The 13,697-nt window shown below is 70.9% G+C and carries 12 protein-coding genes; all 12 read left to right on the plus strand.

Annotation, left to right across the window (positions count from 1 at the left end; translation table 11 throughout):
* Positions 1-207 precede the first annotated feature (207 nt).
* Entirely contained in the window at positions 208-1,227 is a 1,020-nt protein-coding gene (hrcA, locus tag FRANCCI3_RS06340; protein WP_011435708.1) for a heat-inducible transcriptional repressor HrcA, read from the plus strand.
* Positions 1,227-2,366, plus strand: coding sequence for a molecular chaperone DnaJ (gene dnaJ, locus FRANCCI3_RS06345; protein WP_011435709.1), 1,140 nt, complete (start codon positions 1,227-1,229; stop codon positions 2,364-2,366). Before hrcA ends, dnaJ begins: the two co-directional genes overlap by 1 nt.
* A 123-nt stretch (positions 2,367-2,489) precedes the next feature.
* Positions 2,490-3,182, plus strand: coding sequence for a 16S rRNA (uracil(1498)-N(3))-methyltransferase (locus FRANCCI3_RS06350; protein WP_011435710.1), 693 nt, complete (start codon positions 2,490-2,492; stop codon positions 3,180-3,182).
* 150 nt (positions 3,183-3,332) lie between these two features.
* A complete protein-coding gene (locus FRANCCI3_RS06355; RefSeq protein ID WP_011435711.1) occupies positions 3,333-4,370 on the plus strand; it encodes a PhoH family protein in 1,038 nt (345 codons plus the stop codon).
* A 28-nt stretch (positions 4,371-4,398) separates the two neighbouring features.
* Positions 4,399-5,004, plus strand: coding sequence for an rRNA maturation RNase YbeY (gene ybeY, locus FRANCCI3_RS06360; protein WP_011435712.1), 606 nt, complete (start codon positions 4,399-4,401; stop codon positions 5,002-5,004).
* A gap of 20 nt (positions 5,005-5,024) precedes the next feature.
* Positions 5,025-6,389, plus strand: a complete 1,365-nt coding sequence (locus FRANCCI3_RS06365; RefSeq protein WP_011435713.1) for a hemolysin family protein — start codon at positions 5,025-5,027, stop codon at positions 6,387-6,389.
* Positions 6,386-6,811, plus strand: coding sequence for a hypothetical protein (locus FRANCCI3_RS06370; RefSeq protein ID WP_011435714.1), 426 nt, complete (start codon positions 6,386-6,388; stop codon positions 6,809-6,811). The genes FRANCCI3_RS06365 and FRANCCI3_RS06370 overlap by 4 nt, the downstream gene beginning before the upstream one ends.
* 1 nt (position 6,812) lies before the next feature.
* Positions 6,813-7,736 carry a GTPase Era gene (gene era, locus FRANCCI3_RS06375; RefSeq protein ID WP_011435715.1) on the plus strand — a complete coding sequence of 308 codons (924 nt, stop codon included), beginning with the start codon at positions 6,813-6,815 and terminating at the stop codon, positions 7,734-7,736.
* A gap of 203 nt (positions 7,737-7,939) precedes the next feature.
* Positions 7,940-8,671, plus strand: coding sequence for a DNA repair protein RecO (gene recO, locus FRANCCI3_RS06380; protein WP_011435716.1), 732 nt, complete (start codon positions 7,940-7,942; stop codon positions 8,669-8,671).
* Positions 8,672-8,959: 288 nt separating this feature from the next.
* Positions 8,960-9,757 (plus strand): isoprenyl transferase, encoded by a 798-nt coding sequence (locus FRANCCI3_RS06385; protein ID WP_011435717.1) that lies wholly within the window; start codon positions 8,960-8,962, stop codon positions 9,755-9,757.
* A gap of 23 nt (positions 9,758-9,780) precedes the next feature.
* Entirely contained in the window at positions 9,781-10,329 is a 549-nt protein-coding gene (locus tag FRANCCI3_RS06390) for an antibiotic biosynthesis monooxygenase (RefSeq protein ID WP_236701435.1), read from the plus strand.
* A gap of 273 nt (positions 10,330-10,602) precedes the next feature.
* On the plus strand, positions 10,603-13,656 hold the full coding sequence (locus tag FRANCCI3_RS06395) for a glycine--tRNA ligase (protein WP_011435719.1): 3,054 nt from the start codon (positions 10,603-10,605) through the stop codon (positions 13,654-13,656).
* The last annotated feature ends 41 nt before the right edge of the window (positions 13,657-13,697 follow it).

A 13,697-nucleotide genomic window follows, 5' to 3' on the forward strand; every position in this document is an offset into this window, starting at 1 on the left:
CGGAACCTGGGTACCGGCATGCTCGTTTCGTTACGAGGACGTCGCCGGGCCCTTACCGGTCATTCGCGGGGTGGCTCATGTTCTGTGCTTCGACCTGAGCAGGCGGCTACACTTGGCACTCACTGCGGCCGAGTGCCAAGCTGGGTGTCCGCCGCTGCACACACCGTGGCCCGGCCACGTCCCGCCTGGTGAAGGGGGTGCGACCGCGTGCTGGAGGATCGGCGGCTCGAAGTCCTTCGGGCGATTGTTGAGGACTTTGTGCTGAGCAACGAGCCGGTGGGTTCCAAGGCGCTGGCGGAGCGGCATAATCTCGGTGTATCGCCAGCTACTGTCCGTAATGACATGTCCGCCCTGGAGGAAGAGGGGTATATCACACAGCCTCATACCAGCGCAGGACGGATACCGACGGACAAGGGCTACCGGTTGTTCGTGGACCGGTTGTCGGGGGTGAAGCCGCTGTCCCGGGCCGAACGTCGGGCGATCCAGAGCTTCCTGGAGGGCGCCGTCGACCTGGACGACGTGGTGCGCCGCTCCGTGCGGCTACTCGCCCAGCTCACCCGGCAGGTGGCCGTCGTGCAGTACCCCTCCTTGTCGAGCAGCAGCATCCGGCACATCGAGGTTGTCACGCTCGGCCCGTACCGCCTGCTGATGGTCCTCATCACCGACACCGGCCGGGTCGAGCAGCGTATCGTCGACAGCCTCGTACCCGTTGACGACGAGGTCGCCGGCGAGCTGCGTTCCGTGCTCAACTGCGCGCTGGCCGGCCGGCGCTTGGTCGACGCCCCCGACATCGTCGCGGCCCTGCCCGACAGCACCCGCTCCGAGCTGCGCCCCTACCTGACCACGGTGGCCGGTGCCGTGCTGGAGTCGCTGGTCGAGCGGCAGGAGGAGCGCATCGCGATGGCTGGGACGGCGAATCTCACGCGGTCCCCGGTCGACTTCGCCGACTCGTTGCGGTCGATACTTGAGGCGTTAGAAGAACAGGTCGTGCTGATGAAACTCATCGGCTCGGCGCGGGAGACCGGTACTGTAACGGTACGGATCGGTCGCGAAACGGATGTGGACGCCCTCCGGTCCACCGCGGTGGTGGCCACGGGATACGGTCGTGGTCCCTTCGCGCTGGGTGGGATGGGGGTGCTCGGCCCGATGCGCATGGACTATCCGGGGACGATGGCGGCCGTCCGGGCCGTCGCCAAATACGTGGGTGAACTCTTGGGTGCCGACTGATGGCAGTGGATTATTACGCCGTTCTGGGCGTACGCCGGGAAGCGTCGAACGACGAGATCAAGCGGGCCTACCGCAAACTGGCCCGTGAGCTGCATCCGGATGTCAATCCAGATCCGGATGCACAGCAGCGCTTCCGGGGCGTCACGGCCGCGTACGAGGTGCTCTCCGACCCGGAGAAGCGCCAGATCGTCGACCTGGGCGGCGATCCGCTCGCGCCCGGTGGCAGCGGCGGTGGCGGTTCGCCGTTCGGCGCCGGTTTCGGCGGCCTCGGTGACATCATGGACGCCTTCTTCGGCGGCGGGTCGAGCCGTGGGCCCCGGTCCCGGGTCCGGCGCGGCAACGACGCGCTGCTGCGCATCGAGCTCGACCTGTCCGAGACCGCGTTCGGCGCCACGCGCGAGATCACCGTGGACACGGCGGCGGTGTGCTCGACGTGTACCGGTGCCGGTGCGGCTCCCGGCACGCACCCGTCGACCTGCGGCACCTGCGGCGGGCGGGGCGAGGTCCAGCAGGTCACCCGTTCCTTCCTCGGCCAGATGGTGACCTCCCGGCCCTGTCCGCGGTGTTCGGGTACCGGCACCGTGATCGAGCATCCCTGCCGGGACTGCGGCGGCGACGGCAGGGTGCGCAAGCGCCGGACGCTCACTGTGAAGATCCCCTCCGGGGTCGAGGACGGCATGCGCATCCGGCTGTCGGGCGAGGGCGAGGTCGGGCCCGGCGGTGGGCCGCCCGGTGACCTTTACGTCGAGGTCTCCGAGAAGCAGCACCCGGTTTTCACCCGGGAGGGCGACGATCTGCACTGTGAGCTGCCGCTGCCGATGACCTCGGCGGCGCTCGGCACCTCCGCCACGCTGGAGACCCTCGACGGCACCGAGACCATCGCCGTGAAGCCCGGCACCCAGCCCGGTGAGGTCATCAAGCTCGCCGGCCGCGGGGTTCCGCATCTGCGGGCCGCCGGGCGCGGTCATCTGCACATCCACATCAACGTCGAGACTCCGACGAAGCTGGACGGCGAGCAGGAGCGGCTGCTACGAGAGCTGGCGAAGCTGCGCGACGAGGAGGCACCGGCCGTCGTGGGCGGATCCGCCGGCGGCGCGGCGGGGCTATTCCGGCGGCGGGGCACGCGCCGCGGCCGTTAGCCCGGTCATCGGCCGTGACCGCTGCGGAGAGGATGCATCCTGACCAGCGCCCTGTTCCGGCTGTCGCCGCTGCCGATCGCGGACTCGTTCACCCTCGCCGGTCCGGAGGGTCGCCATGCGGCCATGGTGCGCCGGCTGCGGCCGGGGGAGCCGGTCGACGTGACCGACGGTCTCGGCCGTGCGGTGGAGTGCGAGGTCGTTGCCGCCCGGCGGGATGAGATCGACTGCGCGGTCCGGCGCCGGGTCGCCGCCGCGGCCCCGAGCCCCCGACTGGTTGTCGTGCAGGCCCTTGCCAAGGGGGATCGGGGCGAGCGGGCGGTGGAGATGCTGACCGAGGTCGGTGTCGACGAGATCGTCCCGTGGTCGGCGGCCCGGTCCGTGGCCCGCTGGGAGGGTGTCCGTGGCGTGCGGGCCCGGGAACGCTGGGTCAGAGCCGCGGAGGAGGCGTCGAAGCAGTCCCACCGACTGCACTGGCCGGTGGTGGGCGAGTTGGCCGGCCTGAAGGAGGTTGTCGAGCGGGTGCGGGCGGCGGCGCTTGCCGTCCTCCTGCACGAGGAGGCGACCATCCCGTTGGTTGGCCTGGCCCGCTCGGTTGAGGTGTCGGAGCGAGTGGCTCCGGCCGCCTCGGCGGCGGAGCTGGTGCTCGTCGTGGGCCCCGAGGGAGGGGTGTCCGAGTTGGAACTGGCCACGCTGGGCGAGGCCGGAGCGATCGTGTCGCGGCTCGGTTCGACGGTGCTGCGCACATCCACCGCCGGCGTCGTGGCCGCGGCGGTCGTGTTCGCGGACCTCGGTCGTTGGGACGGCCCGGCGCGATGATGGATAGACTGGTCAGGTAGCGTCCGTGGTCCGCCTCGCTGGGCGGTCCCTCCGGCTGGAGGGGTTCTGTCCGGTGTCGGCCGTCCGCGCCGCGCCACCCACCGCGATCATCAATCCTGAGAGGTGCCCCGGCCTCGCTGGCCGCTCTTTATGCCCGAATCCGTTACGCCACCCGTCGCGCCCGACACCAGGGTCCAGACGCGCATTGTCGTACCCGGTCCGCACAGCATGGTGAGTCTGCTCGGTCACCAGGATCAGCTGCTCCGTACCATCGAGAAGGCTTTCTCCTCGGATATCCACGTGCGTGGCAACGAGATCACCATTACCGGCGCTCCGGCTGAGAACGAGCTCGCCGCCAGGTTGTTCGCTGAGCTCATCGCGCTGCTCGACGCCGGGACGGAGCTCAGCCCGCAGCATGTCGACCATTCGCTGGCGATGCTGCGCAGCGGCGCCGAGGAGCGGCCGGCCGAGGTTCTCACCCTCAACATCCTCTCCAGCCGGGGCCGGACGATACGGCCGAAGACGCTGAACCAGAAGCGGTACGTCGACGCGATCGACCAGCACACCATCGTTTTCGGGATCGGGCCGGCCGGCACCGGCAAGACCTACCTCGCCATGGCGAAGGCCGTTCAGGCGTTGCAGGCCAAGAAGGTGAACCGGATCATTCTGACCCGCCCCGCGGTCGAGGCGGGGGAACGCCTCGGGTTCCTGCCGGGGACCCTGTACGAGAAGATCGATCCCTACCTGCGGCCGCTCTACGACGCGCTGCATGACATGATCGATCCGGACTCGATCCCGCGGCTGATGCAGAGCGGCACGATCGAGGTGGCCCCACTGGCCTACATGCGCGGCCGGACGCTGAACGACGCCTTCATCATCCTCGACGAGGCCCAGAACACCTCGCCGGAACAGATGAAGATGTTCCTTACCCGGCTCGGCTTCGGCGCGAAGATCGTCGTTACCGGGGACGTGACCCAGGTCGACCTCCCCAGCGGCACCCGCAGCGGGCTGCGGGTGGTCCGGGAGATCCTCGACGGCCTCGGCGACGTCCATTTTGCATCCCTGACCAGCTCCGATGTGGTTCGGCACCGGCTCGTGAGCGAGATCGTCGACGCCTACGCCCGCTGGGACGCGGCCAGTGCGCCGCCACCCGCTCCGGCCCGGTCTGCTCGTCGGGACCGACGGTGACCGTCGCCGCGGTCGGAGAGGACCGCTGATGGCCGTATTCGTTGCCAACGAGTCGGGCGCGAGTGACGTCGACGAGGTGAGGCTGGCCGCGCTCGCCCGGTTCGTGCTCGACGCCATGAAGGTGAACCCGCTCGCCGAGCTCTCGGTGATGCTGGTAGAGCCGAAGGCGATGACCGATCTGCACGTCCGGTACATGGGCGAGGAGGGTCCGACCGACGTCCTGTCCTTCCCGCAGGACGATGCCTTTGACGCCTCGTGGTCGGAGTCGGTCGACGACGATCCGACTACCCTGCTCGGCGACGTCGTGCTGTGCCCGGACGTCGCGCGGCGGCAGGCGGAGCAGGCCGGTCACTCCTTCGATCGCGAGCTGTCCCTGCTGTGCACCCACGGCATCCTGCACCTGCTCGGCTACGACCACGCCGAGCCGGACGAGGAACGCGAGATGTGGAAGGTACAGAGCCAGCTGCTCGCGTCGTGGGACGGCGCGGACGGCGCGGACGGCGCGGACGGCGCCCGCGGTGCCGCGGACGGTGCCGCGGACGGCGGCGAGGGCCGCCGTGGTGACCAGGGCCGCCGTGGTGACCAGGGCCGTGGCGGTGGCGCCGGAGAGCCCCCTGCCGCGCCCGCACGCTGACCCGGCACAAGGGGGTCCGCATGAGTTCCGGTGATCTTTTTCTCGTCTTCATCGCCGTGATGGGCTCGCTTGCCGCGGCGGGTCTCGGCGGCATCGACGCGGCCCTGACCCGGGTCTCCCGGGTGACGGTCGAGGGTTTCTCCCGCCAGGGCCGGGCCGGCGCCCGGAACCTGGCGACCGTCGTGGCCGATCCGGGCCGCTACCTCGCGCTGCTGCTGCTCCTGCGCATCGTCGCGGAGATGCTCGCCGCGGCCTGTATCACGGTGCTGTTCGTGCACGCCTACGGGGCCGGGTTCGCCGCGATCGGCCTCGGGACGCTGGCCTCGACCCTGGTCGCGTACATCCTCGTCGGGGTGATGTTCCGCACCCTGGGCCGCCAGCACGCCCCTGCGGTGGCGTTGGCCAGCGCCGGTCTCACGGTCCGGCTGGCGCGGATCTTCGGGCCGTTGCCCCGGCTGCTGATCGCGTTCGGCAACGCGGTCACCCCCGGTCCTGGTTTCCGGGATGGTCCCTTCGCATCCGAGGCCGAGCTGCGCGATCTCGTCGACCTCGCCGAGGAGAACGAGGTCATCGAGCGTGAGGAACGCGACATGATCGCGTCGGTGTTCGAGCTCGGGGACACCCTGGTGCGCGAGGTGATGGTGCCGCGTCCGGACATGGTCTTCATCGAGTCGACGAAGACCGTCCGGCAGGCTCTCGCGCTGGCCCTGCGCAGCGGCTTCTCGCGGATCCCCGTCATCGGGGAGAGCGTCGACGACGTGGTGGGGATCGCCTTCCTCAAGGACATGGTCCGCCGGGAACGGGAGGGGGGCGAGGATGGTGCGATCGCCGAGATCATGCGTTCACCCGCACTCGTGCCCGAGAGCAAGCCCGCGGACGACCTGCTCCGTGAGATGCAGGCGTCGCGTACCCACATGGCGATCGTCATCGACGAGTACGGTGGAACCGCCGGACTCGTCACCATCGAGGACATCCTTGAGGAGATCGTCGGTGAGATCACCGACGAGTACGACAACGAGGTTCCGCCGGTGGAGTGGATCGACGCCAACACCGCGCGGGTGACCGCCCGGCTCGACGTCGACGATCTGGCGAAGCTGTTTGACTTCGACGTGGACGACCTGCCCGGTGCGGATGACAGCCTCACCGTCGGTGGCCTGCTGGCCACGGCCCTGGGACGGGTGCCCATCCCGGGTGCGACGGTCACGGTCGGTGGGTTGCGGCTGTCGGCGGAACGGGCCGCCGGCCGGCGTAACCAGATTGGCACCGTGGTCGTCCAGCGGTTGCCGCATCCGTCGAACGGCGACGACGGCTCGCCGCCTCCCCGATCCGACGACGGCGGCGAACCCGTGCGCAGCTCGTCGTCGGACAGAAAGGTGAATTCGTGACCGCCGACGCGACCCGGTCGGGAACCGTGCCTGCCGATGGCAACTCGGCCGACGGCGCCCCGGCTCTCGACCTCGCCGCAGAGGACGCGAAGCTCGTGGTGCTGGCCAGGGCGGCGCGGCTGCGTGCCTACGCCCCCTCGGGCGACCCTGCGGAGGGTGCGGCGCTGCGCGACACCGACGGTCGCACCTACGCGGCGGCGACTCTCGGCCTGGGCCGGGCCGAGCTAGCGATCTCGGCGCTGCGCGCGGCGGTGGCCGCCGCGGTCTCCAGCGGCGCCCGCCGGTTCGAAGCCGCCGCGGTGGTCACGCAGAAGGACGAGCTCGACCGCGCCGACCTGGCGACGTTGGCCGAGTTCGGCGCCGGGATCCCGGTGTTCCTCGCCGGCTCGGACGGCGTCGCCCGGACCAGGGTGACCACCTAGCGTGTCGACAACGACCTCGGTGCCGTTCCGGGCCGGCTTCGCCTGCCTCGTCGGACGACCCAACGCCGGCAAGTCGACGCTGACGAACGCGCTGGTAGGGACGAAGGTCGCCATCACCAGCGGGCGACCACAGACCACTCGGCACGCCATCCGCGGCATCGTCCACCGCGACGACGCCCAGCTCGTCCTGGTCGACACCCCGGGGTTGCACCGGCCGCGCACGCTGCTCGGGCAGCGGCTCAATGACGTGGTGCGGGCCACGCTGTCCGAGGTCGACGTCGTCGGTTTCTGCATGCCCGCGGACGAGCCGGTCGGCCGGGGGGACCGCTTCATCGCCGAGGAGCTGTCCCGGCTGCCCAAGCGCACCCCGGTGGTCGCCATCCTCACCAAGACAGACCGGGTCGCCGATCCCGATCGGATCGGCGCCCGCCTGCTCGAGATCGCCGGGCTCGGCGAGTTCAGTGACATCGTTCCAGTCAGCGCGGTGCGCTCCTACCAGGTCGCCGTGCTTGCCGACGTGCTTGTCGCCCGGCTGCCCGCCGGGCCCGCGCTGTACCCCGGTGGGGAGCTGACCGACGAACCGGAACAGGTGATGGTCGCCGAACTCGTCCGTGAGGCCGCGTTGGAGGGGGTCCGCGACGAGTTGCCGCACTCGCTCGCCGTCGTGGTGGAGGAGATGGTCTCCCGGGAGGGCAGGCCGGCGCAGCGTCCTCTCCTCGACGTCCGGGTGAACGTCTTCGTCGAGCGGCCCAGCCAGAAGGCGATCGTCATCGGGACCGGCGGATCCCGCCTCAAGGAGGTCGGTTCCCGCGCCCGCACGCAGATCGAGGCGCTGCTCGGTACCCCGGTCTTCCTCGATCTACATGTCAAGGTCGCCAAGGACTGGCAGCGCGATCCGCGCCAGCTGCGTCGCCTGGGGTTCTGAGCCGGCTCGCCGCCGGCCCCACCGAGGCGCCGTCAGCACCGCATCCATGCCGCATCCATGCCGCAATGTACTGCCATACCTACCCCCCGGCTATGGACCGGGATGTCCTGCGGGTTCCTCAGGAGAACATCCGGCCGGTACCGGCCATCTGCCGGGCGACCTCGCTTCACCGCATGAACTCGGGACCGTGCAACCATGGGCGGGTGCCGGTGTATCGCGACGAAGGTGTCGTCCTACGCACGGCCCCCCTCGCCGAGGCCGACCGCATCATCACCGTGCTCACCCGTCGGACCGGTCGGGTGCGGGCCGTCGCCAAGGGTGTCCGCAAGACGTCCTCGCGGTTCGGGTCGCGGCTGGAGCCGGGCACGTACGTCGATCTGCTGCTGCATTCCGGCCGGGCGCTGGACACGGTCACCCAGGCGGACATCATCTCTCCCTACGGCGCCACGATCGCCGTTGACTACCCGAGGTACACTGCGGCCGCGGTGATGCTCGAGACCGCCGAGCGGTTGACCAGCGAGGAACGCCAGCCCGCCCTGCGGCTGTTCCTCCTGCTCGTGGGTGGTCTGCGTACGCTCGCCGGCGACGAGCGCCCACCCGCGCTCGTCCTCGACGCGTTCCTGTTGCGGGCGCTCGCGGTGTCCGGGTATGGGATGGCCCTGGACCACTGCGCGCGTTGCGGTGGGCCCGGGCTGCACCTGTCGTTGTCCGTGCCGGGCGGCGGCGTAGTGTGCCCGCAATGTCGCCCGCACGGTGCGGCGTCGGTGTCCGCGGGTGCGGTGCGGCTGCTCGCGGATCTGTTGCGCGGTGACTGGGACGGTGCACTGGTCAGTGACGCCCGCGCCCGGCGGGAGGCCGGTGGCATCGCCGCCGCCTATCTCCAGTGGCATCTCGAACGCGGGCTTCGCGCACTGCCTTATCTGGAGAGGGCGTGACGCGGCCGGGCGCCGTGGTGGAGGTCTTGCGTGTGGGCCGGGACGGTCATCCCGGCGAGGCGGGCCGGGCGGCCTGGGTGCGACCGCCGGGGAACGGGACCATGAGAGCGGGACGGCGGTGGGACGGGCCGTGGCGGAAGGACGAGGACGGACATGGTGAGGCGGAAAGCGGCGGTGGGTGCGTCCGGCGCGACCCGGCGCCGACGGGGGGACGATGTGGTGATGGCTGGGACCGGCAGGACGGATTGCGGCGTGAAGCCGCCCCGGACGGGTGCGGGGAGGTAGGCGGTGGCGCTGCGTAATGGTGTGAAGACGCGGTTTCGCGATCCGCATCCCCATCCCTCCGGCGCGCGACCTCCGGTCCTGCCGTCGCGTCTCGTCCCGCGGCATGTGGGCATCGTCATGGACGGCAACGGACGGTGGGCGAAGATGCGCGGGCTGGCGCGAACAAAAGGACACGAGGCCGGCGAGGACGCCCTGTTCGACTGCGTCGAGGGCGCGATCGAGCTCGGGGTCCGATGGTTGTCGGTGTTCGCTTTCTCCACGGAGAACTGGAAACGGTCACCGGACGAGGTGGCGTTCCTGATGCGCTTCACCGACGGGGTGTTCGGCCGGCGCATCGAGGACATGCACGCGCTCGGTGTGCGGGTTCGCTGGGCGGGTCGTCGTCCCCGGCTGTGGGGGAACGTGATCAGGCGGCTGGAGTCGTCCGAGGAACGTACCCGTGACAACGACCGGCTCACCTTGGTGATGTGCGTGAACTACGGCGGCCGGGCCGAGATCGCCGATGCCGCGGCGGCGATCGCCCGGGACGTGCGGGAGGGCCGGCTGCGCGTCGATCGGATCGATGAGGCGACCATCGGCCGTTACCTGGACGAGCCCGACATGCCCGATCTGGACCTCGTCATTCGGACTTCCGGGGAGCAGAGGCTCAGCAACTTCCTGCTCTGGCAGGCCGCCTATGCCGAGTTCTCGTTCGTCGAGACGCTCTGGCCGGACTTCGACCGGCGCGATCTGTGGTCCGCCTGTGAGGACTTCGCCCGACGGGACCGGCGCTACGGCGGAACCGTCGCCCATCACGTCTGATGCCCGTGCCCGACGTTCCGACCGTGCCCGACGTTCCGACCGTGCCCGACGTTCCGACCGTGCCCGACGTTCCGACCGGACCCGACGTTCCGACCGGACCCGACGCTTCCACCGTGCCCGACTGGGCGGCGCCGACGGCCGGTGCTCCGGTCGTCGCCCAGATCGCCTTCGCCGTGCCCGGGGACGCCGTACCGGGGGACGCCGTGCCGGGCGGGGCGGGGTTCGCCGCGGCGGCACGTCCGGCGCTTGACGCGCTCGCCCGGGCCCCGGGATTTCGTGGTGGGCGGATCGCCCAGGCGCTCGACGAACCCGGCTCGTGGCTGATGACCACCGAGTGGGACGGGCCGGGCGCGTGGCGTCGCGCGTTGTCCGCCTTCGAGGTGCGATACGCGCTGACGCCGCTGCTCGTCTTCGCGGTTGACGGGCCTGGCACCTTCGAGGTGCTGGTGTCGGTGGACGGGCCGGGCGGCTCGGCGCGGACCCATCGGTCCGACCGTACGCCGGACGCCGACACCGCGGCCCCCGGCGAGCCGCCGCGCTCCGTCGGTGCGCCGGGCGCCGGCCGGCCGTGACCAACCGCGGGATTGTCGGTGGGTACCGGTAGCCTCGACTCAGCATCATGGAATCTACGATCTATGGATTGTGGATCTATGATTTGCAGATCTATTGATCATGAATCTATGGATCATGGATTCGGAGTGTCGATGTCCCGTGGACAGTCCCCTCCCTGATCGCCTGACCGCTCTCTTCGGACACCGGTCGCCGGCGGACCGGTGTCCGGTCCCCGGAGCCGGGGTGTCCCGCACCACTCGTGACCGCGACAGCGAAATGCCGAGGCTCGCTCGATGTTGACCATGCAGGACGCGCTGCTGGCGCTGACCCGTTACTGGACCGACCGCGGCTGCATGATCGTACAGCCGTTCAACACCGAGGTCGGCGCCGGTACGCTCAACCCAGCCACGGTGCTGCGGGTGCTCGGACCGGAGCCGTGGCGGGTCGCGTACGTCGAACCTTCGGTCCGTCCCGACGACTCCCGCTACGGCCACAACCCGAACCGGCTGCAGACCCACACCCAGTTCCAGGTCATCCTCAAACCGGATCCGGGTAACCCCCAGGAGCTCTACCTGGGTAGCCTCGCGGCGCTCGGCATCGACACCGCCGCCCACGATGTCCGGTTCGTCGAGGACAACTGGGCCTCGCCCGCGTTCGGTGCCTGGGGGCTGGGCTGGGAGGTCTGGCTCGACGGCCTGGAGATCACCCAGTTCACCTACTTCCAGCAGGCCGGTGGCCAGACGCTCGACACCGTCAGCGTCGAGATCACCTATGGCGTGGAACGCATCCTCATGGCCCTGCAGGGCGTCCGCCACTTCAGCGAGATCGCTTACGCCCCCGGCATCTCCTACGGCGAGGTGTTCGGCCAGGCCGAGTACGAGATGTCCCGGTACTACCTCGACGACGCCGACATCGACACCGTGCGCCGGCTCTACGCCGACTACGCCGCCGAGGCCCGCCGGCTCATCGACGCCCGGCTGCCCGTCCCCGCGCACTCCTACGTGCTGAAGTGCTCGCACGCCTTCAACATCCTCGACTCCCGGGGCGCGGTCTCTACCACCGAGCGGGCCACCTCCTTCGCGCAGATGCGTGGACTGTCGCGGGAGGTCGCGACGCTGTGGCGGGACCGTCGCGAGGAGCTCGGCCATCCCCTCGGGGCGGCTTCCCCGCCACCGGCCGCGGTGCCCGCCGCGGTGACCACCCGGGCCGAGGAGCCGGCCACCCTGCTGTTCGAGATCGGGACGGAGGAGCTCCCGGCGGCCGAGGTGACCCGGACCGTCGAGGCGGTGCGCGCCGGCCTCGTTGAGCGGCTGGCGGCCACCCGCCTCACGCACGGTGCGGTCCGGGTGCTGGGCACTCCCCGGCGCATCGTGGCGATCGTTGACGAGGTGGCGCCCCGGGAGCCGGACGTCGAGCGGGTCGTCCGCGGCCCGCGCGTCTCGGCCGCCTACGACGCCGCCGGCGCGCCGACGAAGGCCGCCGTCGGGTTCGCGCGTGGTCAGGGTGCGGATCCCGCCGGCCTCCAGGTCGTCACCCACCGCGGTGTCGAGCATGTCGCGCTCGTGCGCACCGAGGCCGGCCGGGACGCCGCCCGGGTGCTGGCCGGGGTGCTCGGTGAGCTGGTGGTGGGGCTGCGCGCGGAGCGCAACATGCGCTGGAACGATCCGACCTTGTCGTTCAGCCGGCCGGTGCGCTGGCTGCTCGCCCTGCTCGGCGAGACCGTGGTGCCGGTGACGGTGTCGACGCTCGCGGCCGGTCGGACCACCCGCGGCCACCGGCGGGCCGGCTCCCCGCCGCTGGACGTGCCGAGCGCGTCCGGCTACCCAGAACTGCTCGCTGCCCGGTCGATCCTGCTCGACCCGGTGGTTCGCCGCGAGCTCGTCGTCGAGGAGGCGGCCAAGCTCACCGCGGACTCCGGCGGTCACATCGACCTCGTCGCCGAGGCGGACGTGCTCACCGAGGTGGCGAACCTCGTCGAGTTCCCGTGCCCGATCCTCGGGTCCTTCGAGGAACGCTTTCTGGACCTGCCGGCGGAGATCCTCACCACCGTCATGCGCAAGCACCAGCGCTACCTGCCGGTGCGTGACGCCGCCGGGCGGCTGCTGCCGTCGTTCGTAGCCGTCGCCGATGGTAAGGTCGACCAAGCGCTGGTCCGCGCCGGCAACGAGGACGTCATCCGGGCCCGGTTCACCGACGCCGCGTTCTTCTACGACGCCGACATCACGGTGCCACTCGAGACGTTCCGGGCGGAGCTCGCGAAGCTGACGTTCGAGCAGCGGCTCGGCTCCGTCGCGGACCGGGCCGACCGCATCGCGGCGCTGGCGCGTGACCTCGCCGAGGAGATCGACCTCGGTGAGGACGACCGGGCCACCCTGGACCGGGCGGCCGCGCTCGCCAAGTTCGATCTGGCCACCCAGATGGTCATCGAGCTGTCGAGCCTCGCCGGCACGATGGCGCGGGAGTATGCCCGCCGGGCCGGTGAGCCCGAGGCGGTCGCCGTCGCCCTCTTTGAGATGGAGCTGCCCCGCCGGGCCGGTGACCAGCTGCCCGATACCGCCCCCGGTGGCCTGCTGGCCCTCGCCGACCGGCTCGATCTGCTTGTCGGGCTGTTCGCGCTCGACGCGGCCCCCACGGGGAGTTCGGATCCGTTCGGGTTGCGCCGGGCCGCGCTCGGGGTCGCCGCGATCCTGGGCAGCCGGCCTGAGCTCGCCGGCCTCACCGTCACCGGCGCGCTGGCCCGCGCCGCCCGGCTCACCCCGGTGCCGGTGTCCGCCGAGGCGCTCGAGGCCGCCGAGACGTTTGTCCGTGGCCGCTACGTCCAGCAACTACTCGATACCGGAGTGGACCACCGCCTGGTCGGCGCGGTCGGGCCGCTCACCGGCACGCCGGCCCGCGCGGCCGCCACCTTGGTGACACTGCGGCAGCTCGTCCAGGGGGAGTCCGCACCCGCCGCCGGCTTCGCCGCCCTGGCCGCCGCGTTGCAGCGGGTCCGCCGGATCGTGCCGGCCGGGACCCCGGCGGTGCTCGACGCGCAGCGCCTCACCGAACCCGCCGAGATCGACCTGCTGGAGGTCGTGACGGCGCTCGTCCGGCGGCTCGCGTCCTCCGGCGCCGATTCGGCTGTCACCGCGGAGACGGCGGCCGGAGCGATCTCCCTTGATGAGCTGGTCGTCGCAGCCGGAGACCTGCCGGCCGCCGTCGACGCGTTCTTCGACGCGGTGATGGTGATGGCCGACGACCCGGCGGTGCGGGCGGCGCGGCTCGGTCTGCTGGCCTGGATCCGGGACCTGACGACCGGAGCTCTCGACTGGGAGGCTCTCGGCTCGCTGTCCGCCTCCGGTCGCTGATCATGGGCATTCTGGCTGCGCATACCGTTACCGCGGGTTAG

Source organism: Frankia casuarinae (assembly GCF_000013345.1).
GTDB classification, from domain to species: Bacteria; Actinomycetota; Actinomycetes; order Frankiales; family Frankiaceae; genus Frankia; species Frankia casuarinae.